Annotated in this window: 22 protein-coding genes; 7 read left to right on the forward strand and 15 right to left on the reverse strand. The window is 66.2% G+C overall.

Going from position 1 to position 23551, the window contains the following annotated elements; genetic code table 11:
* Positions 1 to 78: 78 nt before the first annotated feature.
* The 4 genes from BDO18943_RS18155 to BDO18943_RS18170 all read right to left on the reverse strand — a co-directional run bounded on the left by BDO18943_RS18155 (position 79) and on the right by BDO18943_RS18170 (position 5030).
* The gene (locus BDO18943_RS18155) at positions 79 to 1278 is read right to left on the reverse strand and encodes an ABC transporter substrate-binding protein (protein ID WP_043184862.1); all 1200 of its coding nucleotides are present in this window, start codon (positions 1276 to 1278) and stop codon (positions 79 to 81) included.
* 76 nt (positions 1279 to 1354) lie between these two features.
* Positions 1355 to 2110: an ABC transporter ATP-binding protein gene (locus tag BDO18943_RS18160; protein ID WP_175023470.1), complete on the reverse strand. Its 756-nt coding sequence runs from the start codon at positions 2108 to 2110 to the stop codon at positions 1355 to 1357.
* A complete protein-coding gene (locus BDO18943_RS18165; RefSeq protein WP_021160426.1) occupies positions 2107 to 2886 on the reverse strand; it encodes an ABC transporter ATP-binding protein in 780 nt (259 codons plus the stop codon). Before BDO18943_RS18165 ends, BDO18943_RS18160 begins: the two co-directional genes overlap by 4 nt.
* A gap of 458 nt (positions 2887 to 3344) precedes the next feature.
* A complete protein-coding gene (locus tag BDO18943_RS18170) occupies positions 3345 to 5030 on the reverse strand; it encodes a GMC family oxidoreductase (protein WP_175023471.1) in 1686 nt (561 codons plus the stop codon).
* Between the two features lie 169 nt (positions 5031 to 5199).
* Here BDO18943_RS18170 and BDO18943_RS18175 point away from each other — a divergent pair, with 169 nt between their 5' ends.
* Both BDO18943_RS18175 and BDO18943_RS18180 read left to right on the forward strand, forming a co-directional pair.
* Positions 5200 to 6099: a LysR family transcriptional regulator gene (locus BDO18943_RS18175; RefSeq protein WP_175023472.1), complete on the forward strand. Its 900-nt coding sequence runs from the start codon at positions 5200 to 5202 to the stop codon at positions 6097 to 6099.
* A 138-nt stretch (positions 6100 to 6237) separates the two neighbouring features.
* The gene (locus BDO18943_RS18180) at positions 6238 to 6771 is read left to right on the forward strand and encodes a class IV adenylate cyclase (RefSeq protein ID WP_043184855.1); all 534 of its coding nucleotides are present in this window, start codon (positions 6238 to 6240) and stop codon (positions 6769 to 6771) included.
* Between the two features lie 55 nt (positions 6772 to 6826).
* Here BDO18943_RS18180 and BDO18943_RS18185 read toward each other — a convergent pair whose 3' ends face one another.
* A complete protein-coding gene (locus BDO18943_RS18185; protein WP_006408082.1) occupies positions 6827 to 7312 on the reverse strand; it encodes an Lrp/AsnC family transcriptional regulator in 486 nt (161 codons plus the stop codon).
* Positions 7313 to 7451: 139 nt separating this feature from the next.
* Here BDO18943_RS18185 and phhA point away from each other — a divergent pair, with 139 nt between their 5' ends.
* Both phhA and BDO18943_RS18195 read left to right on the forward strand, forming a co-directional pair.
* Positions 7452 to 8345 carry a phenylalanine 4-monooxygenase gene (phhA, locus tag BDO18943_RS18190; RefSeq protein WP_222106646.1) on the forward strand — a complete coding sequence of 298 codons (894 nt, stop codon included), beginning with the start codon at positions 7452 to 7454 and terminating at the stop codon, positions 8343 to 8345.
* Between the two features lie 133 nt (positions 8346 to 8478).
* A complete protein-coding gene (locus BDO18943_RS18195) occupies positions 8479 to 8787 on the forward strand; it encodes a 4a-hydroxytetrahydrobiopterin dehydratase (RefSeq protein WP_039352208.1) in 309 nt (102 codons plus the stop codon).
* A gap of 92 nt (positions 8788 to 8879) precedes the next feature.
* On the opposite strand, the gene BDO18943_RS18200 is transcribed toward BDO18943_RS18195, so the two are convergent.
* A complete protein-coding gene (locus BDO18943_RS18200) occupies positions 8880 to 9110 on the reverse strand; it encodes a DUF3717 domain-containing protein (RefSeq protein ID WP_034183818.1) in 231 nt (76 codons plus the stop codon).
* Between the two features lie 122 nt (positions 9111 to 9232).
* On the opposite strand from BDO18943_RS18200, the gene BDO18943_RS18205 reads away from it, so the two are divergent.
* A complete protein-coding gene (locus tag BDO18943_RS18205; protein ID WP_006401494.1) occupies positions 9233 to 9925 on the forward strand; it encodes a response regulator in 693 nt (230 codons plus the stop codon).
* 119 nt (positions 9926 to 10044) lie between these two features.
* A complete protein-coding gene (locus BDO18943_RS18210) occupies positions 10045 to 11529 on the forward strand; it encodes a sensor histidine kinase (RefSeq protein ID WP_175023474.1) in 1485 nt (494 codons plus the stop codon).
* Positions 11530 to 11651: 122 nt separating this feature from the next.
* Here BDO18943_RS18210 and BDO18943_RS18215 read toward each other — a convergent pair whose 3' ends face one another.
* The 7 genes from BDO18943_RS18215 to mnmC form a co-directional block, all read right to left on the reverse strand.
* Entirely contained in the window at positions 11652 to 12182 is a 531-nt protein-coding gene (locus BDO18943_RS18215; protein ID WP_175023475.1) for an SET domain-containing protein, read from the reverse strand.
* 179 nt (positions 12183 to 12361) lie between these two features.
* The gene (locus BDO18943_RS18220) at positions 12362 to 13474 is read right to left on the reverse strand and encodes an NADH:flavin oxidoreductase/NADH oxidase (protein ID WP_175023476.1); all 1113 of its coding nucleotides are present in this window, start codon (positions 13472 to 13474) and stop codon (positions 12362 to 12364) included.
* A gap of 218 nt (positions 13475 to 13692) precedes the next feature.
* Entirely contained in the window at positions 13693 to 14403 is a 711-nt protein-coding gene (locus BDO18943_RS18225; RefSeq protein WP_043185216.1) for a glutamine amidotransferase, read from the reverse strand.
* Between the two features lie 28 nt (positions 14404 to 14431).
* Positions 14432 to 15070: a MarR family winged helix-turn-helix transcriptional regulator gene (locus BDO18943_RS18230; protein ID WP_043184842.1), complete on the reverse strand. Its 639-nt coding sequence runs from the start codon at positions 15068 to 15070 to the stop codon at positions 14432 to 14434.
* Between the two features lie 508 nt (positions 15071 to 15578).
* On the reverse strand, positions 15579 to 16694 hold the full coding sequence (locus BDO18943_RS18235; protein ID WP_043184841.1) for a YbdK family carboxylate-amine ligase: 1116 nt from the start codon (positions 16692 to 16694) through the stop codon (positions 15579 to 15581).
* Between the two features lie 14 nt (positions 16695 to 16708).
* Entirely contained in the window at positions 16709 to 17923 is a 1215-nt protein-coding gene (locus tag BDO18943_RS18240; protein WP_175023477.1) for a cation:proton antiporter, read from the reverse strand.
* A 671-nt stretch (positions 17924 to 18594) separates the two neighbouring features.
* Positions 18595 to 20541 carry a bifunctional tRNA (5-methylaminomethyl-2-thiouridine)(34)-methyltransferase MnmD/FAD-dependent 5-carboxymethylaminomethyl-2-thiouridine(34) oxidoreductase MnmC gene (mnmC, locus tag BDO18943_RS18245; RefSeq protein WP_175023478.1) on the reverse strand — a complete coding sequence of 649 codons (1947 nt, stop codon included), beginning with the start codon at positions 20539 to 20541 and terminating at the stop codon, positions 18595 to 18597.
* A gap of 388 nt (positions 20542 to 20929) precedes the next feature.
* On the opposite strand from mnmC, the gene BDO18943_RS18250 reads away from it, so the two are divergent.
* A complete protein-coding gene (locus tag BDO18943_RS18250; RefSeq protein WP_006401505.1) occupies positions 20930 to 21208 on the forward strand; it encodes an HU family DNA-binding protein in 279 nt (92 codons plus the stop codon).
* Positions 21209 to 21326: 118 nt separating this feature from the next.
* On the opposite strand, the gene BDO18943_RS18255 is transcribed toward BDO18943_RS18250, so the two are convergent.
* Positions 21327 to 22640 (reverse strand): GTP-binding protein, encoded by a 1314-nt coding sequence (locus BDO18943_RS18255; protein ID WP_175023479.1) that lies wholly within the window; start codon positions 22638 to 22640, stop codon positions 21327 to 21329.
* A gap of 158 nt (positions 22641 to 22798) precedes the next feature.
* Positions 22799 to 23248 (reverse strand): lytic transglycosylase domain-containing protein, encoded by a 450-nt coding sequence (locus tag BDO18943_RS18260; protein WP_175023480.1) that lies wholly within the window; start codon positions 23246 to 23248, stop codon positions 22799 to 22801.
* Between the last annotated feature and the right edge of the window lie 303 nt (positions 23249 to 23551).

Genomic DNA, 23551 nt, shown 5'->3' on the forward strand with positions numbered 1-23551 from the left:
GCGCACGCGGGCGGCGCAGCGGGCACATCGCTGCAGCCGCCACCGAGCGGCACGCCCGCGCGCGCCGCTACGCCCTGCTTACTTCCACAACGCGCAGCGCGATTCCTGCTTGGTCGCGAACGCCTGTTCGCCCGGAATCGTCGCGAGCACCTTGTAGTAATCCCACGGCTCCTTCGACTCCGACGGCTTCTTCACTTCCATCAGGTACATGTCGTGAATCATGCTGCCGTCCGTGCGGATGTAGCCCTTCGCGTAGAAGTCGTTGATCTTGATCTTCTTCAGCTCGGCCATCACCTTGTCGGAGTCGGTCGTGCCGGCAGCCTGGACGGCCTTCAGGTAGGTCGTCACCGATGAATAGTCGGCCGCCTGCAGGCTCGACGGCATCTTCTTCATCTTGCCGAAGTAGCGCTGCGCCCACTGGCGCGACGCCGCATCGCGGTTCCAGTACCAGCTGTCGGTCAGCACGAGACCCTGCGTCGTCTCGAGGCCGAGGCTGTGCACGTCGTCGATGAACATCAGCAGCGCGGCTAGCTTCATCGTCTTCGTGATGCCGAATTCCTTCGCGGCCTTGATCGCGTTGATCGTGTCGCCGCCGGCGTTCGCGAGGCCGAGGATCTGCGCCTTCGACGCTTGCGCCTGCAGCAGGAACGACGAGAAATCCGACGCGGACAACGGGTGACGCACCGCGCCGAGCACCTGGCCGCCGTTCGCCTTCACAACATCCGACGTGTTCTTCTCGAGCGCCTTGCCGAACGCATAGTCGGCGGTCAGGAAGAACCACGTCTTGCCGCCCTGCTTCACCACCGCCGAGCCGGTGCCCTTCGCGAGCGCCATCGTGTCGTACGCGTAGTGAACCGTGTACGGCGTGCACTGCTCGTTCGTCAGCGTGTCGGCGCCCGCGCCGATGTTGATGTAGACCTTCTTCTTCTCGGCGGCGACCTGGTTCATCGACAGCGCGGTGGCGGAGTTCGTGCCGCCGACCAGCAGGTCGAGCCCGCCGCGGTCCATCCATTCGCGCGCCTTCGACGCGGCGATGTCGGCCTTGTTCTGGTGATCGGCATAGACGACCTCGATCGGCTTGCCGAGCACCTTGCCGCCGAAATCGGCCACTGCCATGCGGATCGCTTCGAGACCGCCCTGCCCGTCGATATCCGCGTAAAGCCCCGACATGTCGGTGATGAAGCCGATCTTCACGGTATCCGCGGCCTGCGCGGCGCCGGCGGTGAACGCGGCGGTCGCGAGTGCGAGACAGGCGTGTGCGAGGGTCTTCATTTTCATTGACGTCTCCTGTTGTTCTGATGCGTTGTGGTTGTTCGAAGCCGCCACGGCTAGCGGCAAGAGAGACGGGGCGGCGTCACACCCCGAGCAGGTCGTGCAGGGTCGGCATCTTGCTTTCCAGTTCGGCCGCCTGGAAATGTTCGACGATGTTGCCGTGCTCCATCACGTAGAACCGGTCGGCGAGCGGCGCAGCGAAGCGGAAATTCTGTTCGACCATCACGATCGTGTAGCCGCGTGCCTTCAGCGCGACGATCATCCGCGCAAGCGCCTGCACGATCACCGGTGCGAGGCCTTCGGAAATCTCGTCGAGCAGCAGCAGGTTCGCGCCGGTGCGCAGGATCCGTGCGACCGCGAGCATCTGCTGCTCGCCGCCGGACAGGCGCGTGCCCTGGCTCTGCCGGCGCGACGCGAGGTTCGGGAACATCGTGTAGATCTCGTCGATCGACATCGCGTGGTCGCGCGGCCCGATCGGCGGCGGCAGCATCAGGTTCTCCTCGCACGACAGGCTCGAGAAGATCCCGCGCTCCTCCGGGCAGTAGCCGACGCCGAAATGCGCGATGCGGTGCGTCGCAAGGCCGATCGTTTCGTTGCCCGCGACCTTGATCGACCCGCTGCGGCGGCCCGTGAGGCCCATGATCGCGCGCAGCGTCGTCGTGCGGCCCGCGCCGTTACGGCCGAGCAGCGTGACGACCTCGCCGCGATGCACCGTCAGGTCGACACCGTGCAATATGTGGGATTCCCCGTACCAGGCCTCCAGGCCCGTGATCTCCAGCGCGGGCGTGCCGCTTTCGACGCCGCTCAATTCGCGTTCCTCCCGTGCGCTGTGCTTCATGCGTGCGCCCCCGCGAGCGCCGCGTCGGCGCTGCCCATGTAGGCCTCGATCACGAGCGGATTCTTCGACACTTCCGCATACGAGCCTTCGGCGAGCACCTCGCCGCGTTGCAGGACGGTGATCGTGTCGGAGATGCCCGCGATCACGTTCATGTTGTGCTCGACCATCAGGATCGTGCGGCCGCTCGCCACCTTCTTGATCAGCGCGGTCACGCGGTCGACGTCCTCGTGGCCCATCCCCTGCGTGGGCTCGTCGAGCAGCATCAGTTCGGGCTCCATCGCGAGCGTGGTCGCAATCTCCAGCGCGCGCTTGCGGCCGTACGCGAGCTCGACGGTCGGCACCTGCGCGAAATCGGTGAGGCCGACCTGCGTGAGCAGGTCCATCGCGCGGTCATCGAGCCGCTTCAGCGTGCGTTCGCTGCGCCAGAAATGGAATTCGGTGCCAAGCGCGCGCTGCAGGCCGATGCGCACGTTCTGCAGCGCGGTCAGGTGCGGGAACACGGCCGAGATCTGGAACGAGCGGATGATGCCGCGCCGCGCCACCTGCGCGGGCCGCTCGTCGGTGATGTCGATCCCGTTGAAGACGATCTGGCCGGCCGTCGGCGTCAGGAACTTGGTGAGGAGGTTGAAGCAGGTCGTCTTGCCCGCGCCGTTCGGTCCGATCAACGCATGGATCGCACCGCGACGCACACGCAGGTTCACGCCGTTGACGGCCGTGAAACCCCTGAATTCCTTGGTCAGTCCGCGTGTTTCCAGAATCGTGTCGCCGAGAATCATGTTCCCTTCCGTACGAAGTCAGGCGAAGCACCGGGAAGATTCGCGAGAAGCGTCCGCGAAACAGGTCAGCGGATGAGCGGGCTGCCCCGGGCGCCGTGTTACGCCTCGAGGGTGGTCTCCCGCGCCGACGCGTATGCACACTGCGCCACATTGTCTCGCCGTTGGTGCAGTGCAATCATCGGGATTTGCACTTATAGGGCTGGCCGCCATGTCGCGCGCGGCTGTGCACGGTTTTTCACCCCGCTTTTTTGACACGTGCATCATCGTCCGTTGCCCTTCCGCACGGCCCGGCACGCATGCAACAAAAAAGCCGTGCGACTGCACGGCTTGCATGGATCTTGCCGGCGAACCGGCACAATCGGCGCCATCGGCACCGGCGCTGCAACGACAGCTTGTTTCGCATAGCGAATCAGCGGGCGGCATCGTAACGGCCCGCTGTCGTGCGTGTCAGCGTTCCGTCACGCGGCTGTCACCGCGGCCTCCGTGCGCACCGGCGTCGCTTCACGCGCCGCGCGTCGATCGGCACGGATCATGTCGCTTGCGCGTTCGGCGATCATCAGCGTCGGCGAATTGGTATTGCCCGACGTAATGAACGGCATCACCGACGCGTCGACGATCCGCAGCCCGGCGATGCCGCGCACGCGCAACCGGCTGTCGACCACCGCGCGTTCATCGTCGGCACGCCCCATCCGGCAAGTGCCGACCGGATGGAAGATCGTCGTGCCGACCGCGCCGGCCGCCTCGATCAGCTCGGCTTCGCTCCGGTACTGCAGGCCCGGCAGGATTTCCTCGGGGCGATAGCGCGCGAGCGCCGGCGCGGACGCGATCCGGCGCGTGAGGCGCAGCGCGTTCGCGGCGACGTGGCGATCGTGGTCGGTCGACAGATAGTTCGGCGCGATCGCGGGTGCCGCGCCCGGATCGGCGCTCGCGATATGCACGCTGCCGCGCGACGTCGGCCGCAGATGGCACACGGACGCCGTAAACGCGTTGAAGCTGTGCAGCGGCTCGCCGAAGCGTTCGAGCGACAGCGGCTGCACGTGGTATTCGAGATCGGGGCGCGTGAGGGCGGGATCGTCGGGATCGGATTTCGCGAACGCGCCGAGCTGCGACGGCGCCATCGACATCGGCCCGCGCTGCAGCAACGCATATTCGGCGCCGATCATCAGCTTGCCCCACCAGTGCGCGGACAGCGTGTTGAGCGTGCGCACGCCTTCGACGCGAAACGCCATCCGCAATTGCAGGTGATCCTGCAGGTTTTCGCCGACGCCCGGCAGATCCTGCACGACGTCGATGCCGAGCGCCTGGAGCCGCCGGCCATCGCCGATGCCCGACAGTTCGAGGAGCTGCGGCGAATTCACCGCGCCGGACGTCAGCAGCACCTCCGAGCGCGCTCGCGCGACGTAGTCGGTGCCGCCGCCGCGATACTCGACGCCCACCGCGCGCCGCCCGTCGAAAATCACGCGCTGCGCCTGCGCGCCGGTGATCACGGTCAGGTTCGGGCGCGCCATCGCGGGCCGCAGGAACGCCTTCGACGTATTCCAGCGCACGCCGCGCTTCTGGTTCACCTCGAAATAGCCGACCCCGGTATTGTCGCCGCGGTTGAAATCGTCGGTTGCCGGGATGCCCGTCTGCTGCGCGGCCTGCGCGAACGATTCGAGGATCTCCCAGCGCAGCCGCTGCTTCTCGACGCGCCAGTAACCGCCCGCGCCGTGCGCGTCGCTCGCGCCTGCATGGTGATCCTCGCTGCGCTTGAAGATCGGCAGCACGCTGTCCCACGACCAGCCGGCGTCGCCGGTTTCCTGCGCCCAGCTGTCGTAATCCTCGCGCTGGCCGCGCATGTAGATCATCCCGTTGATCGACGAGCAGCCGCCGAGCACGCGGCCGCGCGGATACGACAGCGCACGGCCGTTGAGCGCGGCTTCCGGTTGCGTCTTGTACAGCCAGTCGGTGCGCGGGTTGCCGATGCAATACAGATAGCCGACCGGGATGTGGATCCAGTGATAGTCGTCCTTGCCGCCCGCTTCGAGCAGCAGCACGTGGATGTCGGGATCTTCGGTCAGGCGGTTCGCGAGCACGCAGCCCGCGGTGCCCGCACCGACGATCACGTAATCGAATTCGCCTTCTAGCGTGCGTTGGGTAGTCATGTTATCTCCTGTCACGCGGCGCGATACCGCGCGCGTCATTTCCAGCATAGTGCGTCGCCGGCCGCGCTTGCGGCCCCGCGCCACGACCGATGAAGCGTACTCCGGCAGCCGCCCGCCGATCCAATGAGTTATGCTGAACTGCGTTATAAGCTGCGCTCATATCACGACGATGGATCTCACCCTGCTCCGCGCGTTCGCGACGGTCGCGCGCGAAGGCAACCTGACGCGCGCCGCCGTACACCTGCACCTGACACAGCCAGCCGTCAGCCTGCAGATCAAGCATCTGCAGGAAACGCTCGGCGTCACGCTGTTTACCCGCACGTCGCGCGGGCTCGCGCTCACGCGCGACGGGCAGACGCTGCTGCCGCATGCGGAACGGGCGCTCGCCGCAGCCGCCGACGTGCAGCGCGCCGCTGCTGCGCTGCGGCACGAGGTGCGCGGCCGGCTGCGGATCGGCACGATCCTCGATCCGGGCTTCCTGCGGCTCGGCGGCTTCCTGCGCGCGCTCGTCGAAACCCATCCGCAGATCGAAACCGCACTGCGGCACGGGATGTCGGGCTGGGTGATCGAACAGGTGCGCGCGCAGGCGCTCGACGTCGGCTACTACATCGGACGGCCGGGCGAGGACGATCCGCTCGACGGTGCGCTGTTCCACACCGTCACGCTCACGCATTTCCAGTACCGCGTGCTCGCGCCGGCCGGCTGGAGGGAGCGCGTGCAGCGAGCGCACGACTGGCGCGCGCTCGCCGCGCTACCGTGGATCTGGACGCCGCCCGCGTCCGCGCACCACCGGCTGCTGTCGCGGCGCTTCGCGGATGCCGGCGCGCAGCCGGTCAAGGTTGCCGAGGTCGACCAGGAGCAGTCGATGCTCGATCTCGTCAAATCGGGCATCGGCTTGACGCTCGCGCGCGACTCGACCGCGCTGGCCGAAGCGCACGCGCATGCGCTGACGATCGTCGAACGCGTGACGGTGCCGACCGAACTGACGTTCGTGGCGCTCGCCGAGCGGCGCGACGAACCGGCGATCGCGGCGGCGCTGCGGCTCATCGAAGCCCAGTGGGCGGTATGAGCGGTGCTGAAGACGGCGCGGCGCGGCCTGCACGCGTCATCTCGCCTCGCCCCCCCGCGCGTCGTCACGCCACCGTCTCCGCGTTTTTGCTAGATTGTGCGTTCGCACACCGCGAGACCCCGATTGAAGGAGACCCGCATGGCCCGCAACATCGAGATCAAAGCCCGCGCCCGCGAATTCGACCACCTGCGCGAGCAGGCGGCCAAGCTCGCGACCGAAGCGCCGCTGTTCTATCGCCAGCAGGATTTCTTCTATGACGTGCCGCGCGGCCGGCTGAAGCTGCGCCGCTTCGAGGACGGCACGCCGGCCGAACTGATCTTCTACCAGCGCGACGACCGCGACGGCCCGAAGGCGTCGTACTACACGCGCAGCCCGGTGACGAACCCCGACGCGATGCACGCGCTGCTCGCCACCGCGCTGACCACGCGTGGGATCGTGACGAAGGAACGGCACGTGTATCTCGCGGGCCGCACGCGCATCCACCTCGACCGCGTCGACGGCCTCGGCGATTTCATCGAACTGGAAGTCGTGCTCGGCCCCGATGACGACGAGGCCGGCGGCGAAGCCGAAGCGCACGACGTGTTCGCGAAGCTCGGCGTGTCGCAGGACGATCTCGTCGCGGTCGCTTACGTCGACCTGCTGAACGCCGACACGCCGCACGAAACGGCCTGATCCGGCCCTGCCCTACGGCGGCGCAACCCGCGCCGCCTCCAACCCTGCCGCCGCGTCAGGCGGCGCCGGGCGCCAGGTGCGCGAGCGGCAACGCGCCGTTGCGCTTGAACGTCGTCAGCACGATGTTCGAGCGCACGCTGTCGACGCCCGGCACGCGCATCAGCTTCTTCATCACGAACTGCGACAGCGCGTTCAGGTCCGGCGCGACGATCCGCAGCAGGTAGTCGGCATCGCCCACCACCGCATGGCATTCGAGCACTTCGGGCAGCACGTCAATCTGCTGCTGGAACTGCTCGATGATCGAATCGCCATGGTGCTTGAGCTTGAGGCTCGTGAACGCGGTGACGCCGAGCCCGAGCTTTTCGGGGCGCAGCATCACGCGGTAGCCTTCGATCACGCCGGCCGCCTCGAGCCGCTGCAGCCGCCGGCCGATCTGCGACGGCGACAGCGGCACCTCCTCGCCGAGCTGCTGATGCGTCGCGCGGCCGAAGCGCTGCAGCACGTCCAGCAGCGCGAGATCGAAGTGATCGAGTTCCAGCATGAGCATTCTCCGCATTGATTCGTGATTTGATGCGCGATTATCGCATCATCGATCGAATCAGCGCCAACATTGCGCCCATTCCGCGCGCAGCCCGCTCTACACTTGCATGGTTCCCAACCGCCACGTGCAGAGCCAGATCATGTCCACCGTCGTCACCGCGAAACTGCAGGAGCAGTTCGATGCGGGCCTCGAAACCCGCGCCGATTTCACCATCGACCAGCCGCTCGCGCGCTACGGCCAGGTCGACCACGCGGTGTGGAAACAGCTCTATGCACGCCAGTCGGCGCTGCTGCGCGGTCGCGCGTGCGACGCGTTCGTCGCGGGGCTCGGGAAGATCGACCTGCCGGCCGATCGCGTGCCGTCGTTCGCCGACGTGAACCGCCAGTTGAAGCCGGCCACCGGCTGGGAGATCGTCGCCGTGCCGGGCCTCGTGCCCGACCGCGTGTTCTTCGAGCACCTGGCGAACCGGCGCTTCCCGGTCACCTGGTGGATGCGCCGCCCCGACCAGCTCGACTACCTGCAGGAACCCGACTGCTTCCACGACCTGTTCGGTCACGTGCCGCTGCTGATCGATCCGGTGTTCGCCGACTACATGCAGGCGTACGGCCGCACCGCACTCGCGGTCGCCGACGACGAAGCGGCGCTGGCGCGCCTCGCGCGGCTCTACTGGTATACGGTGGAATTCGGGCTGATCCGCGACCCGCGCGGCACGAACGGGCTGTCGATCTACGGCGCGGGGATCGTGTCGAGCAAGGGCGAAAGCCTGTACAGCCTCGAAAGCGCGGCGCCGAACCGGCTCGGCTTCGACCTCGAGCGCGTGATGCGCACGCAGTACCGGATCGACACGTTCCAGAAGACCTACTTCGTGATCGACGATTTCTCGCAGCTGTTCGCGCTGGCCGACGTCGACGGCCGTGCGCTGGCCGACCGGCTGGCGACGCTGCCCGAGTTCGCGGCCGGCGCAGTGCTCGATAGCGATCGCGTGCTGCATCGCGGCACGGGCGAAGGCTGGCCCGACGACGCCGACGCGTGACGCGCGCGGGCGCCGCAGCGCGCCGCTGCCGGTCTCCCGATCGCCTTCCCACAACTATGAAACAATGACCGGTGCCGGCTTCGCCGCGCGGCGCAGCCGTGCGCGGGCGCCGTTACCGACCGAGAGGTGCAAGATGATCCACAAGCTCACATCAGAAGAACGCAAGACCCGGCTCGAAGGCCTGCCGCTCTGGACGGCCGTACCGGGCCGCGACGCAATCCAGCGCAGCCTGCGCTTCGCCGATTTCAACGAAGCATTCGGCTTCATGACGCGCGTCGCGATCAAGGCGCAGGAAATGAACCACCATCCGGAATGGTTCAACGTGTACAACCGTGTCGACGTCACGCTGTCGACCCACGATGCCGACGGCCTGACCGAACGCGACATCGAACTGGCGCTGTTCATCGACCGTGCCGGCGCGCACGCGCAACCGGCTGCCTGAGGCCTTCCTCTACCGCCGCGCGTCTTTCGATGCGCGGCGCGTCAACTTTTCATTTCGATGAACGTTTTCTAGGATGTAGTCAGCGAAAGCCTTCAGCTTTCCAAGCCATCCTTAAGGCGCACGTAAGTCTCGTAGGCTTTCCGTGCCTTGGGGTCCAAACCTTCCAGTTGCAGCGCGCTTTCGCGCTGTACAATCAGCAGCGCATACGGCTTGGAAAGCGCGCTGGCCTCTTCGCAGAGTTTGAGTTCGTCGCCGCTCGACGGCGAGCGGGCGCGCCAGAAATTGATCGCGGCTTCTAGGTCGTTGATCGAAATATCGGACATGTTTGGATTTAATCGTTCGCTGGCCGCCATGCTTGATGTCAGGTGTTGCGGCGCCCCTGTGGAAACGGCGTCGTGCTGTCCGCGTGCCTGAACCGCCAACCCATTGTACTTGAGCGAACTTCATGCGACTCCTTCTGATTGAAGACGACCGCCCCATCGCACGCGGTATCCAGAGCAGCCTCGAGCAGGCTGGCTTCACCGTCGACATGGTGCATGACGGCATCTTTGCCGAACAGGCGCTGGCTCAGAACCGCCACGAACTCGTGATCCTCGACCTCGGTCTGCCGGGCATCGACGGGATGACGCTGCTCACGCGTTTCCGCCAGACCAACCGCCACACGCCCGTCATCGTGCTGACCGCACGCGACGAGCTGAACGACCGGATCCAGGGCCTGAACTCGGGCGCCGACGACTACATGCTCAAGCCGTTCGAGCCGGCCGAGCTCGAAGCGCGCATCCGCGCGGTGATGCGCCGCAGCGGCCCGCACAGCGACATGCCGCGTCCGGAAGTGTCGCTCGGCGGCGTCCGCCTGTCGGGCGTCGACCGCCGCATCTTCAACGACGACAAACCGCTCGAACTGTCGCCGCGCGAATTCGCGGTGCTCGAGATGCTGCTGCTGCGTCACGGCCGCGTCGTCAGCAAGGCCCAGCTGCAGGATCACCTCACACACTTCGGCGGCGATCTCGGCGACACCGCGATCGAAGTCTACGTGCACCGCGTCCGCAAGAAACTCGAGCAGTGCCGTGTCGAGATCGTCACGGTGCGCGGCTTCGGCTACCTGCTGCAGGAAATCCGCCAGACCGCGAGCGTCTGAGCGGCAGTGCCCGCGCGCCGGCCGGCCTCGTGCGCCGGCGTGCCGCCCTGCCCGCGTCGCCGTCCGGCGCAAGACCGCGCCGCTCCCCGTGAGCGGCGCTTATCCATTTGCCCGTCGAAATGTCTCCTGATCCGGCTGTGACCACCAGCCTGCGCCGCTCGCTGCTTCGGCGCCTCGCCGCCCCGCTGTCGATGCTCGCGCTGATGAGCGGCCTGATTGCCTACTGGCTCGCGTGGCAATACACGCAGCACGTGATCGACCGCTCGCTCGCCGATCTCGCCACCGCCATCTCCAAACAGATCCAGATCGCCGGCCCCGATGCGCCGTTCACGGTGCCGCCGCTCGCGCAGGCGATGTTCTCCGATCCCGCCGAAGCGCTGATCTACCGGATCAGCGACGGCGAACAGGAACTCGCCGGCGATCCGAAGCTGCCGCTGCAGGGCATCAACGTGCGCCGCATGCATCACGCATACGTATTCGAGGCCGAATACGACAACCGCGCGGTGCGGGTTGCGCAGGTGCGCGTCGACGACGTCGACGGCGGCAAGCCGATGGTCGTCGAGGTCGCGCAACCGGTGCGGCACCGCTACCGGATCGCGGCCGAATTCCTCGTCGCTATCATGATGCCGCTGCTGCTGCTGCTGCTCGCGGGCTGGGGCATCGTGTGGCGCGTCGTGAACCAGCAGCTCGGCCCGCTCACGCACCTGGCCGATTCGCTGAACCGGCAGACCCACACGTCGCTGGAACCGGTCGACGAAACCGAGGTGCCGCTGGAGATCCGGCCACTGACGAGCGCGATGAACGCGCTGCTCGGCCGCCTGAAGACCGCGCTCGACGCGCAGCGAAAGTTCATCGCCGACGCTGCGCACCAGTTGCGCACGCCGCTGACGGCCGTGAAGCTGCACGCCGAGCAGGCGGCCGTGGCGCGTGACCCGCACCAGACCCTCGCCGCGGTGCGCGAGCTCCGCGCCGCCGCCGACCGCGCGGTACGGCTGTCCAACCAGTTGCTGTCGCTCGCCCGCGCGGAACCGGGCGAACAGGCCGCACGGTTCGTCGACGTCGACCTCGCGGCGATGGCGTTCGAGACGGGTGCCGAATGGGTGCCGCGCGCACTCGCGTCGCACGTCGACCTCGGCTTCCAGCGCACCGACGATCCGGGTGACGACGAAAAACTGATCGTGCGCGGCAATCCCGTGCTGTTGCGCGAGGTCATCGCGAACCTGCTCGACAATGCGCTGAAGTACGTGCCGCTCGCGCGGCCGGATGGCGCGCGGATCACGGTGAACGTCGCACGTGGCGCGCTCGAGGACGGCCAGTCGGCCGCCGAGATCGTCGTCGAGGACAACGGCCCCGGCGTGCCCGCCAACCAGCAGGCCGACCTGTTCAAGCGTTTCTTCCGCGGCGACGCGCAAAACGGCAACGGTGTCGAGACGGGCGCCGGGCTCGGCCTCGCGATCGTGCACGACATCATCGCGATGCACGGCGGCACCGTATCGTACGAGGATGCATCGGAAGGCGGCTCGCGCTTCGTGGTGAGGGTGCCGCTGACCGCGCGCACCGAGAAGCCGGCCAGCGAAACACCGGCCGCCGCGCCGACGCACTGAGCGATTCGCGGCGCGCCGGCCGCTGGTCGGGCCGCGCGCCGGATGAGGAACGCGGCGAGCACGGCTGCGCGACGCGGCAGCCGGCCGCTGAAACGGCAGCGCACGATGCGCTGCCGCCTGCATCACTTCTTGCTTTTCTTGTCCTTCGACCGGGACTCGGACTTGCCGTCCTTCTTGTCCTTCTTCTTTTTCTTCTTCCCGCCATCGTCGGACGTCGCGAGCAGCGTGCCGCGGCACGACGCCGCGCCGCAATGGCACGCGTATTCGCGCTTGAGCGTCTTCGTCAGCTTCGCATCGATCACGAGGCCGTAGTCGTAGAACAGCTCCTCTTCCGCCCCGATGTCGCGCAGCGCGTGGATGTATACGCGGCCTTTGACTTCCTCGGCTTCGCAGTTCGGCGCGCACGAATGGTTGATCCAGCGCGCGCTGTTGCCGTCGATCTTGCCGTCGATCACCCCGCCCTCGTCGAGTGCGAAGTAGAACGTATGGTTCGGTTCGCTCGGGTCGTGCGGGTGACGGCGCAGCGCTTCCTTCCACGAAATTCGCTCGCCCTTGTATTCCACTACGCGCTCGCCGGCCTTGATCGGCGCCACGGCGAACACGCCCTTGCCGTGTACTCCCGAGCGGCGCACCGCGATCCTGCGTGAACTCATCGAACGAATCCTTGTGAAGACGACTTGAATGGAAAGCGGCCGCGGTCGCAGCCTGGCGTCGCGCAAAACGAAAACGCGGCACCGGTCGGTGCCGCGTCGGGCATGCGGCGAATCACCCGCATCCTACACGTTCGCGATTGCTTCGTTCAACATCACGCGCAATATTGCGCGCTCGGCGCTCAACGCTGGCCGAATGCGATGTCGCCGAACAACGCCTTGTGCTCGCGCGGCTGCGAACGCCAGTATTGCGGCGGCGCCGTCACCTGCGCGCCGAGCTCGGCCGCCGCGTGCCACGGCCAGCGCGGGTCGTACAGCATCGCGCGCGCCATCGCGATGAAATCGGCATCGCCGGCCTCGATGAGCCGGTTCGCATGCGCGGGCTCGTTGATCAGGCCGACGGCAAACGTCGGCATGCCGACCGCGCGCTTCACCGCCTGCGCGAACGGCACCTGGTAGCCGGGCGACAGCGGAATCTTCTGCAGCGGCGACACGCCGCCGGACGACACGTCGATCCAGTCGCAGCCGCGACGCTTCAGTTCGTGCGCGAATGCAATCGTATCGTCGAGCTCCCAGCCGCCTTCGACCCAGTCGGTCGCGGACACGCGCACGCCGACCGGCCGGTCCTCCGGAAACGCCGCGCGCACGATCTCGAAGATCTCGAGCGGAAAGCGCATCCGGTTTTCGAGCGAGCCGCCGTATTCGTCGGTGCGCTGGTTCGCGAGCAGCGACAGGAACTGGTGCAGCAGGTAGCCGTGCGCCGCGTGCACCTCGATTGCGTCGATGCCGAGCCGCGCGGCCCGCTTCGCCGACGCCGCGAACGCTTCGCGGATCCGGTTCAGGCCGGCGGCATCGAGTGCGAGCGGCGGCGTCTCGCCATCCTTGTGCGGCACGGCCGACGGCGCATGCGGCAACCAGCCGCCGTCGGCGACGGACACGAGCTGACCGCCCTGCCACGGCACGTTGCTCGACGCCTTGCGCCCCGCATGCGACAACTGCATCGCGACGCGGACCGGCGAATGCTTGCGGATCGCAGCCAGCACGGGCTTCAGCGCGGCTTCGGTCACGTCGTCCCAGAGGCCGAGGTCGCCATGCGTGATGCGCCCGTCGGGTTCCACCGCGGTCGCCTCGATGCAGAGCAGCCCCGCGCCCGACAGCGCGAGATGGCCGAGGTGAATCATGTGCCAATCGGTCGCTTCTCCGCGCTCGGCCGAATACTGGCACATCGGGGAGATCACGATCCGGTTCGGAAGGGTCACGCCGCGCAGCGTGAACGGGGAAAACAGCGCAGTCATGGAGGCCGCTCGCCAGGAAAGGAAAGAGCGAACGAGCGTAGCACGCAGGCCGGAAGCGTGCTGACGGCGCACCCGGCAGTAAGCGGACGGTCAGGAACGGGCCGCGGCGGGTGGCCGGCGACGCGGCAAACGCGGCGCAAACGACGATGCGCCGGCCTGCGACGGATGCGGGCCGGGCAACCCCTTCGCGGCGGCGAACGGCGCCGCGACTGGCAGCGTCAGAGTCCGACGCTGTCGAGCCACTCCGCGAACATGCGTCGTGCGGCCGCCTCGAGCGCGGGGCCGTGCTGTGCGGTATCGGCGCGCAACTGGCGCGCGTCGATGCCGGGCGTCGCCGCGATTTCGCCGGCGTTCGCGATCAGCCACGGTTCGAAGCGGTCGGTGCGGATTTCCGGATGGCATTGCAGCGCCAGCACATGCTGGCCCCATGCGAATGCCTGGTGACGGCAGGCCGGTGTCGACGCGAGATGCATCGCACCGCCCGGCAGGTCGAACGTGTCGCCATGCCAGTGCAGCATCGACGTCGCCGCAGCGTCGAGATGGCGCAACGGCGATGCGCGGCCGGCGTCGGTGAGCGTCAGCGGCGCCCAGCCGAGTTCGTGCTGCGCGGCCGGATAGACGCGCGCACCGAGCGCCCGGGCGATGAACTGCGCGCCGAGGCAGATGCCGAGGATCGGCAGGCCCGCGTCGATGCGCTTGCGCACGAGCGCCGCGAGCGGCGCGATCGTCGGATACTGCGCATCGTCGTACACGCTGAGCGGCCCGCCGAGCACGACGAGAAGCGATGGCTCGAGCACGTCGAGCACTTCGACCCGCGACGACCCGACGTCAACGTAGCGCACCCGCCGGCCCCGTTCGCCGAGCACCTGCTCGAAGCTCCCGAGATCCTCGAAATGCACGTGGCGGATCGCCACGACTTCAGCGTTCATCATCGGCCTCCCGGTCGATCGACGGACGTCAGCCTGCGAAAATCTTCCAGGTCTTCTTCTGCGTCGCCGCGTCGGCTTCTTCCTGCACCGAGCAGTCGAGACGCAGGTCGCTGTCGGACATCGAGATGTCGAGCGCCGCGCAGTGATGCACGGTCTTCTTCGACAGCTTGCCCGGCTGGAAGTGGGCGCACGTCACGCACATGCGCTGCGGCGGCGTCGCACCGGCCACCTGCAGTTCGCGCAGCGTCTTCAGCAGCGCGCGGTACAGTGCGCCCTGCTCGTCCGCGCCGAGCTTGCCGACGGCTTTCGTCAGGAATTCAGGCCATTGCAGCGCCTTCTTCGCGGCCGTCCGGCCACGGGCCGACAGGCGCACGGCCAGCGCGCGGCCGTCGTCCAGCGCACGGCGCTTCTCGACAAGACCCTTGGTCTCGAGCGTGCTGACGGCATCGCTCGTGGTCGCAGCGGTCAGCTGCGTCTCGCGCGCGATCTCGCCGAGCCGCATCGGGCCCTTGCGCTGCAGCAGCAGCACGAGAATCTCGCCCTGCGTCGGCGTCAGGCCAGCGCCTTCCGCCCAATCCCATGCCTGGCTCCGCATGGCCGTACTCAACCGCAGCAGGCTGTGGGTCACACGTCCCGAAGCCTGATTCCCGTAAACGCCTTCGCTCATAGTCTTTTCGCTTTGCCGCCGCCCGGTTTGCCGAGCGGCCGTAGTGTGGAGATCGAATGTCTATCTCAAAACAGACACGCTCTTGCGAGTGCGTCAGCACGGCCGTCGCGAGGGCACACGCGGCGGTCGCGTTCGCGGCGACCGGTAAGACACGCGTCGTTCCGGTGTCCGCAAAGCCGACATTCTAAGCGAGAGCGGAAAATCGCACAGCTAAGTTATCCCCTTCATTCTGTGGAAAATCGCTGGATAACCGAAATTTTTCGTTGTGCCTGCAATGCCGAACGCCCGCGGAACGGTGCGAACGGACATTTTCCTGTTCGGATCGGCCATCGAGCCGACCGCAATGATCCACCGGGTTATCCCGCGCACAGATCGTTGACTTTGCAGCGGAATATCAAGTTATCCACAGATTTTCAGGACAACCGGCAACGATTTCGGCCTCAATCGAGGCCGCCCGTCGTTCAGTGAATCGCCACTCGGTCGAGCCCGTAATCTGCAAAACATTTTTTCACTCGCGCCAACGTAAGCACTGCTGGCGGACCGTCTCATTGAGCGATTTTTCCTGTTTGAAAACGGTTCTCAACCACGATGCGTCGTTCACGCGCGCCTTGGCCTGCGCGCCGATCTCGTCGAGCGCCGCGCGCGAACCGAGCGCGGCCGCATGCGGCGCGATCCGGTCGAGCGTGTCGAGGATGTCTTCCGCGATCGTGCGGCGCTCACCCGTCTGAGGATTCACGCAGGTGCCCTCGAGCCCGAAGCGGCACGCCTCGAAACGGTTGAACGTGTAGACGAGGTAGTCGTCTTCCGACAGCTTCAGCGGCCGGTCGGTCAGCAGGTAGCGCGCAAGCGTCTGGATGTAGCAGGCGATCGCCGCCGCACGGTCGACCGACAGCGGCGTGTCCATCACGCGCACCTCGATCGTCCCGTAGCCGGGCTTCGGGCGGATGTCCCAGTAGAAGTCCTTCATCGAGTTGACGACGCCGGTGTTCACCATCTTCGTGAAGTACTCCTCGAAGCTGTCCCAGGTCAGCACGAACGGCGCGCGGCCCGACAGCGGGAACGCGAACACCGAATTCAGGCGTGCCGAATGGAAGCCGGTGTCGACGTTCTGCACGAACGGCGACGATGCCGACAGCGCAATGAAGTGCGGAATGAAGCGCGACATCGAGTGCAGCAGGAACAGCGCGCTGTCGGGATCGGGGCAGCCGATGTGCACGTGCTGGCCGAACACGGTGAACTGCTTGGCGAGATAGCCGTACAGCTCGGAGATGTACTGGAAGCGCGGCGCATCGTAGATCTGCCGGTCGCTCCATTGCTGGAACGCATGCGTGCCGCCGCCGGCCAGCCCGACGTTGAGCTGGTCGGCCGCCTTCACGAGCACGTCGCGGATCGCGTGCAGCTCGGTGACGGCCTGCTCGTGCGAATGGCAGATGCCGGTCGACAGCTCGATCATGCTCTCGGTGATTTCCGGCGTGATGTTGCCCGGAAAGGTCTCGCCCTGGATCAGGCGCATCAGGTCGGAGGCCGCTTTGGTCAGGTCGTAGTTGTGCGTGTTGACGACCTGGATCTCCAGTTCGACGCCGAACGTGAACGGCTCGGAATTGACGAAGGTTTCGAGTGCCATGGCAGGTTCCGGAATCAGTTGCTGTCGCTGCGCTCACCGACCGCCGACAGGCAGCGGTAGACGATGAACGGGCTGACGAGCTGCAGGATCACGATCGTGCACATCACGATCGCGCGCAGGTGCGGGTCGAAATTCGGATAGAGCTGGTAGGTGTCGTCGACGAGCAGGTACGACAGCGCGGACATCGGCGTGAGCGCGATGCCGAGCGCGATGCCCTGCTTCATCCCGATGCCGCTCGGCTTCGCGAACGCGACGACGCCGGCCAGCTTCGCGACGAGCCGCGTGACGATCAGCACGATCGCGAGCAACCCGCCGAGCGCGATGTCGCCCCACGTGAACGACGTGAGCGTGAGCACGAACAGGATCACCGTCAGCAGCCAGCCGGCCGTGCCGAAATGCTCGGGCCACAGTTGCGGGCGCGCCTCGAGGTTCTTCACGATGATGCCGGCGAGCAGCAGCGTGAGCAGCGTCGACAGCTTCAGCGCCTGGGCGACGGCGATCGCGAGCATCACGAGCCCGAACAAGGCGACGAACGAATGCTCGTCGCGCATCGTCGCGGTCATGTGGCGGAACAGGTAGTTGCACGAACGCGCGACGAGATACGCGACGATGAACGAACCGGCGATCAGGTAGAGCGGCTGCAGGATCGTCGCGAAAACGTTGCCGTACGCTTCCTGATGGAGCCAGCTCGTCACGAGCTTGGTCAGCACGATCGCATAGACGCTGTTGAGCGCGGTGAGCGTGATGAGGCGTTGCGACACCTGCCCTTCCGCGCGCAGTTCGGTCTTCAGCTGGATCACCATCGACGGCGACGTCGCGATCGCGATCGCCGACAGCACGAGCGCGACCATTCCCGACACCCCGAGTGCGAGCATCGCGAACAGCACCAGCACGAACGTCAGCGTGGCTTCGGCGAGGCTCGACGCGACGAGCCACGGATTGCGCCGGATCCAGCGCAGGTCGAGGCGGCTGCCGAGCTCGAACAGCAGCAGGCCGAGCGCGACGTCGATCAAGAGCCGCGAGGTTTCGTCGGTGCTTGCATCGATCACGCCGAATCCGAACGAACCGGCGATGAGACCGATCACCGCGTAACCGGTGATGCGAGGCAGGCGCCATGCGCGATAGCAAAGCTCGCCACACAGGCCGGCCGCGAACAGCGCGAGCCCGGCCCAGAACACGGCATCCGGCGTGAGCGGCCAGTTGGGCAGGAATGAGAACGCCGACTTCATCGTGGTGACTTCTCCTTTGGAAGCAACCGCCAGCGACGCGGGGTCAAGCGTCAGAAATGGATGCGCGCCGGCTGGGTATCGCCCCGAATGTGATTGCTGTGTCGACGACGGCGGGACATGGGATCCGCCTTTTCCGCCACAGGGCGGAAAGTCGTTCAGGTTGCCGATCTGGATTGTCGGCCTGGTGTGTGAACGGACTGCGCAGTCTCGAAGATTCAGATTCGAAATCGTGCCGACCGTTCCATTGAAGCATGTCCGGCGCCTGGCCGGATGAACGCGAAGGAAACCGATTGTGCCACAGCTTTTTCGGTCTGGAACCCATTGATTCGACTCGCGGCGCTGTGCGGCACCGCAGGTCTTTGGTTTCAAAGGTTTACTTGTATATATACGTAGTAGAAGTTAACAAAGGGCGCACAGTTCTGTGGATAACTTCGGTTTACGTCGACGGATCAACGCGTTGGGGAGCCCATAACCCGTTGCACAGACTGTTTGTGCACAGAGGTTTGAGTTGAGCAACTTTCGGGCCGTTTCACAGCTGTGCCGAGTTGCCCAGTTTACGTCCACTGTGATTGCACACGAAGTGCGCGCGGATTCCGCGCGGTTATCCACAGTGTCGAGTGGATAACCTTGCGCGAAAAAGTCGGGAAACTGTGAGCGGCTCGGGTGAGCAGTCAGCCGGCCTGGCCGACGCGGCGCGCGCGCAACGCGCGGATCAGGAAGCGTGCGGGATCGACGGCATCGGCGAGTTCGCGTTCGAGCGGCCACGGCTCGCCTTCGAGTTGCGAGGCGATCAGCTCGGCGCCGAGTGCGGCCCAGACGAGGCCGCGCGAGCCGAAGCCGAATGCGCCGTAGAGTCCGGGCAGGCGCGGCAGGTCGCGTGCTTGCGCACCGCTCAGTGCGCGCGCGTTGGCGATGGCGCCCGCTTCGTCGGCGAGCGGGCCGAGCAGCGGCAGACGGTCGCCGACGACCCAGCGGAACGCCACGCGGCCGCGCAGCGTGGCGGGATCCGGCAGGTCGCCGATCAGGCCCGGCAGCAGATGCCGCACGCGCTCGAGGTTTTCGAGGTGGCCGGCCGTGCGCATCGCAGGATCGACGTCGTCGGGTTCGAACGTCGCGCCGATCAGCAGCGTGCCGTCGTCGAGCGGCACCGCGTAACCGTCGCCGATCGTCGGGCACGGCAGCGGTGCCGTGCTGCCGGGGGGCAGCAACGTGAGCTGGCCACGCACCGGTTGCAGCGCGACATGCTGCAGCCCGGCGAGACGCGCGGCGTCGCCGGCGTTCGCGAGCACGACGACGGGCGCTTCGGCCAGCGTGCCGCCCGCCTCGTTCAGCGCATGCCATGCGTCGCCCCGCCGTTCGAGTTTTGCAACGCTGGTGGACGCGAGCAAGCGCACGCGCTCGCCGGCTGCCGCGTATTGAGCCGCGCAAAGGCCGGCCGGCCAGACGGCGCCGCCGTGCGGAAACAGCAGGCCGCCCTGCGCGACCGGCAGGTTCAGATGCGCACGCGCGGCATCGACGTCGAGCAGCGAGACATAGTCGGACGGTGCGCCGAACGCATCGAATGCATCGCGCATCCGTTCGAAGTCGTCGGCCGATTCGGCGAGATGGATCATCCCGTGCGTGCTGCGCGCAAACGTGTGGCCCGTGCGTTCGAGTGCGCGCCAGCGTGCAATCGCATGCAGGAAGCCGCCGCGCGTGAGGCGGCTCGCGACGTTGTCGTCGCGAGTCATCAGCGGATGGAAAACGCCGGCCGGATTGCCCGACGCTTCGCTCGCGATCCGGTCGTGCCGCTCGATCAGCGTGACATCCCAGCCGCGCGCGGCCAGGCGTTCGACGACCGCGCAGCCGGCCAGGCCCGCACCGATCACGATCGCGCGGCGCGTCGCGACGGGCAGTGCGAGCGGCGGTTCGTGCCGGCGCGCGCGCCAACGCGGCGCATATTCGCCGACGAGCACATCGTCGACCTCGCGATACGTGAAACCCGCTTTGCCGAGTGCGTGTTTCAACACATCGGAACGCGCATGCGTTGCAAACGTGGCGTGTTCGCCGGCGATTTTCGAGAGTGCGCGGACCACGTCGGTCGAGTGGAGATCCGCGTCGCTCGACGACGCGAAGCCGTCGAGACAGAACGCGTCGGCGCGCGCGACGATCTTTCCCAGCATGTCGATCGCGTCGCCGAACGCGAGCGTGAGCACCACGCGCCCTTCGTCGAATTCGAGCCGATGCAGGCCTGGTACGAGCATCGGCCACGCGTCGGCGAGCGCATCGACATCTGCCGAGATGGTTGTGTTCGCAACGATATGCGAAGTGGCGCGGCGCAGGTCGTCGCGCGAGAACGGATGCGGTTCGACTGCGACAAAATGCAGCCGCTCGCAGCGCGCGGGATCGTCGCGCCACGCGGCCCAGGCCGCGAGGAAGCTGCCGCCCGCGCCGAATCCCGTCGCGACGATCGTGAATGTGCGGCGGCCCTGCCAGCGCGCCGGCAGCGCGTTGCCCGCGACGAACACGCGATGCGCAAGCGCGGCTGACGCGCCGCGATGGAGATCGCCGAACTCGGGCGAGACGAGCGTGCCGTCGTCGCGAAGCGCGAGCGTGGCGGGAACAAGTCGGTCGGTCATGCGAAACAAAAAACGTGGCAGCCAAGCCTGGCAAGGGATTGCGCGGAGCCGTCCGACCGGTCGTTGGAAAATGCCAACGGGGCGGCGCACGGGCGGACCGCGCTGCGTATCCTGTCCGGTTGGCGCTGGTCAAAAAACGGGCAGTCGATGATTCATTCGGCGAAATACCGATGAAAATCTTTGAAACCCTTGTCGTTATTGGGTTTGCGCTGCGCTATCATAGCAACGCCGTACCGCGGGGTGGCCACCGGCTAACCGGAGGGCGCGTCGCGCGGGCCAGGATTCGGCGCTGTGTCGTCGGAGTCTGACTCTCGACGGCACGGTTCGCGCACGTATAATCGGCGCGTTCGCGCTGTTCGTGTCAACCTAACCTGATAAAGGAACCTTAATGAACAAACAGGAACTGATCGACGCCGTCGCCGCCCAAACGGGCGCCAGCAAGGCTCAAACCGGCGAAACGCTGGACACGCTGCTCGAAGTTATCAAGAAGGCCGTGTCGAAGGGTGATGCGGTTCAGCTGATCGGCTTCGGCAGCTTCGGTTCGGGCAAGCGCGCAGCACGTACGGGCCGCAACCCGAAGACCGGCGAAACCATCAAGATCCCGGCAGCCAAGACGGTCAAGTTCACGGCTGGCAAGGCGTTCAAGGACGCCGTCAACAAGCGTTAATCCAGCGCCTGTTCCAAGAAAAACCCGCCTTTCGGCGGGTTTTTTGTTGGGTGCGCGCGGCATTTTTGCCACAGTCCGCGACCCTCTTGCAAGATTTAACGGTTGTTTTTACGACGCGTTACGCGTGCACGATCTGCGTGTTGCCGTGATCGTCGTCGTCGTGCGAATCGATATCCCACACCGGAAACGGATCATCGAACGCGTGCCATTCCGCCGCGCCGAGCGCGAATTCCGCGTCGGTGAGCAGGCATGCGTCGAGCTTCGCGCGCCATGCATCCGCGTCGAGCGCGATGCCGATCATCACGAGTTCCTGCCGGCGATCGCCCACCGTGCGATCGTCGAGATCGCCGTGCCATTCGGCGCGGATTTCAGCGAGCAGCTCGTCGTCGTCCGGCCATTCCGCGCGATCCTGCGCAGCCCACCAGAGACCCGCCGGGCCATGCCGGCATACGCCGCCCGCCTGCGACAGCGAACCCGCGATGTCGTTGCGCGTCGCGAGCCAGAAGAAGCCCTTGCTGCGCAGCACGCCCGGCCACTCCTGGTGCAGCAGCGCCCAGAGTCGTGCCGGATGAAACGGCCGGCGCGCACGGTAAACAAAATTGCCGATCCCGAATTCGTCGGCTTCGCCGTGCACGTGCGCATGATGTTCGTCATGGCAGTCCGGGTCGTCGCAATGCGTGCGATCGTCATCGAGCGACGCAAGCCAGCCCGGCGCATTCGCGGCCTCGTCGAAATCGAAGCGGCCCGTGTTCAGCACTTCGTCGAGCGGCACGTTGCCGAACGTCGACACGACCTGGTGCGCGCGCGGATTGAGTCGCGCGAAGATGTGCTGCAGGTGTGCGAGTGCGTCGGCGTCGACGAGGTCGGCCTTGTTGATCACCAGCACGTCGCAGAACTCGATCTGTTCGATCAGCAGTTCGACGAGCGTGCGGTCGTCCTCTTCCGACGCGGCGATGCCGCGCGTCGCGAGCGCGTCATCCGAGCCGTAGTCGCGCAGGAAGTTGTACGCGTCGACCACGGTGACGAGCGTGTCGAGCCGCGCGACGGCCGACAGCGACGTGCCGTCGTCGTCGACGAACGTGAAGGTTTCGGCGATCGGCATCGGCTCCGCGATACCGGTCGATTCGATCATGATCGCGTCGAAGCGGCCTTCGGACGCGAGCGTGCGGATCTCGACGAGCAGGTCGTCGCGCAGCGTGCAGCAGATGCAGCCGTTCGACATCTCGACGAGGCGTTCCTCGACGTGCGACAGCGCCTGCGCGTCGCGCACGAGCGATGCGTCGATGTTGACCGCCGCGAGATCGTTGACGATCACGGCGACTTTCAGGCCCGCGCGGTTCGACAGGACGTGGTTGAGCAGCGTGGTCTTGCCGGCGCCGAGGAAGCCGGACAGCACGGTGACGGGCAACGGCTGGTTCATTGCCGGATTCATAGCGATATGCACCAACGGAAAAATTGAAAAAGCGGCCGCGGCGCCCTTCCGGGGCACGATCGGCCCGCGAACGGGCGAAATGGCGGCGTGAGCCCGCATTGTGCATCAAACGCGCGCCGGCCGGCCGGTATGACGTCGGGCCACGGCGCGGCACGGTGTCACTGCACGGGCGGCAGCAGCTTCCATTGCGCGAGGATGCCGGCGATCTGCCGCGCATATTTGTCGCGCAGCGACGGTGTTTCAGAATGATAGGCGCCGACGGCCTGCCACGTGTTGCCGTAGCGGCTCATCTTCTGCTTGAGATGCCACGCGGCGATGTAGACGTTCTTGCACGGTTCCATCAGCGTGTCGCGGCCGATTCCGTAGCGCGACAGCGTCGGCAGGTGGATCGAATTGATCTGCATCAGGCCGTAGTCGACCGAGCCGTTCGTGTTCTTGTTCAGCGCGTTGGGCCGGTTGCGCGACTCCTGCCACGCGATCGCGCGCAGGATCAGCGGATTGACCTGTTGATATCTGGCCGCTTCGTCGAAACAGTCCGCGCGAGCGTTCGCGCTGGCGAAACACGCGCCGGCGGCGATCAACGCGATCGAAACGAACCGTCTGTTCATGGTGCGGAATCGACAAGAAATTGCGTGCGGGTCGGGAAAACCCGTGCCTGTTATTCGTGCGACGAGAAACGTGCCGCCCGTATCATACCGACAGTCCGTCAGCTTGCGACATACAGGAATACGGCAGCCCGGTTATACCGCATTTGCGTGTCGGTTCATCGTGAAACGGGGACGATGGCCGGCATGCCGAGAACAGCGTCGAATCTTACATATTGCATACGGATCGCCGGATACATGTCGTATGTGAGACAGTCCTCGGATCAATGTGATATTTCGGACATGAAAAACTGCTAATGTCGCCTC

The organism is Burkholderia aenigmatica (assembly GCF_902499175.1).
In the GTDB taxonomy this organism is placed as follows: Bacteria; Pseudomonadota; Gammaproteobacteria; order Burkholderiales; family Burkholderiaceae; genus Burkholderia; species Burkholderia aenigmatica.

What these genes read in the sequence shown, in the direction of transcription:
- BDO18943_RS18155 (WP_043184862.1), bottom strand. Translation starts at nt 1,278, where the DNA reads ATGAAAATGAAGACCCTCGCACACGCCTGTCTCGCACTCGCGACCGCC.
- BDO18943_RS18250 (WP_006401505.1), top strand. Translation starts at nt 20,930, where the DNA reads ATGAACAAACAGGAACTGATCGACGCCGTCGCCGCCCAAACGGGCGCC.
- BDO18943_RS18260 (WP_175023480.1), bottom strand. Translation starts at nt 23,248, where the DNA reads ATGAACAGACGGTTCGTTTCGATCGCGTTGATCGCCGCCGGCGCGTGT.
- BDO18943_RS18200 (WP_034183818.1), bottom strand. Translation starts at nt 9,110, where the DNA reads ATGTCCGATATTTCGATCAACGACCTAGAAGCCGCGATCAATTTCTGG.
- BDO18943_RS18220 (WP_175023476.1), bottom strand. Translation starts at nt 13,474, where the DNA reads ATGACTGCGCTGTTTTCCCCGTTCACGCTGCGCGGCGTGACCCTTCCG.
- BDO18943_RS18205 (WP_006401494.1), top strand. Translation starts at nt 9,233, where the DNA reads ATGCGACTCCTTCTGATTGAAGACGACCGCCCCATCGCACGCGGTATC.
- BDO18943_RS18230 (WP_043184842.1), bottom strand. Translation starts at nt 15,070, where the DNA reads ATGAGCGAAGGCGTTTACGGGAATCAGGCTTCGGGACGTGTGACCCAC.
- BDO18943_RS18195 (WP_039352208.1), top strand. Translation starts at nt 8,479, where the DNA reads ATGATCCACAAGCTCACATCAGAAGAACGCAAGACCCGGCTCGAAGGC.
- BDO18943_RS18255 (WP_175023479.1), bottom strand. Translation starts at nt 22,640, where the DNA reads ATGAATCCGGCAATGAACCAGCCGTTGCCCGTCACCGTGCTGTCCGGC.
- BDO18943_RS18165 (WP_021160426.1), bottom strand. Translation starts at nt 2,886, where the DNA reads ATGATTCTCGGCGACACGATTCTGGAAACACGCGGACTGACCAAGGAA.
- BDO18943_RS18235 (WP_043184841.1), bottom strand. Translation starts at nt 16,694, where the DNA reads ATGGCACTCGAAACCTTCGTCAATTCCGAGCCGTTCACGTTCGGCGTC.
- BDO18943_RS18160 (WP_175023470.1), bottom strand. Translation starts at nt 2,110, where the DNA reads ATGAAGCACAGCGCACGGGAGGAACGCGAATTGAGCGGCGTCGAAAGC.
- BDO18943_RS18175 (WP_175023472.1), top strand. Translation starts at nt 5,200, where the DNA reads ATGGATCTCACCCTGCTCCGCGCGTTCGCGACGGTCGCGCGCGAAGGC.
- BDO18943_RS18180 (WP_043184855.1), top strand. Translation starts at nt 6,238, where the DNA reads ATGGCCCGCAACATCGAGATCAAAGCCCGCGCCCGCGAATTCGACCAC.
- BDO18943_RS18170 (WP_175023471.1), bottom strand. Translation starts at nt 5,030, where the DNA reads ATGACTACCCAACGCACGCTAGAAGGCGAATTCGATTACGTGATCGTC.
- BDO18943_RS18240 (WP_175023477.1), bottom strand. Translation starts at nt 17,923, where the DNA reads ATGAAGTCGGCGTTCTCATTCCTGCCCAACTGGCCGCTCACGCCGGAT.
- BDO18943_RS18215 (WP_175023475.1), bottom strand. Translation starts at nt 12,182, where the DNA reads ATGAGTTCACGCAGGATCGCGGTGCGCCGCTCGGGAGTACACGGCAAG.
- BDO18943_RS18185 (WP_006408082.1), bottom strand. Translation starts at nt 7,312, where the DNA reads ATGCTGGAACTCGATCACTTCGATCTCGCGCTGCTGGACGTGCTGCAG.
- BDO18943_RS18210 (WP_175023474.1), top strand. Translation starts at nt 10,045, where the DNA reads ATGTCTCCTGATCCGGCTGTGACCACCAGCCTGCGCCGCTCGCTGCTT.
- phhA (WP_222106646.1), top strand. Translation starts at nt 7,452, where the DNA reads ATGTCCACCGTCGTCACCGCGAAACTGCAGGAGCAGTTCGATGCGGGC.
- mnmC (WP_175023478.1), bottom strand. Translation starts at nt 20,541, where the DNA reads ATGACCGACCGACTTGTTCCCGCCACGCTCGCGCTTCGCGACGACGGC.
- BDO18943_RS18225 (WP_043185216.1), bottom strand. Translation starts at nt 14,403, where the DNA reads ATGAACGCTGAAGTCGTGGCGATCCGCCACGTGCATTTCGAGGATCTC.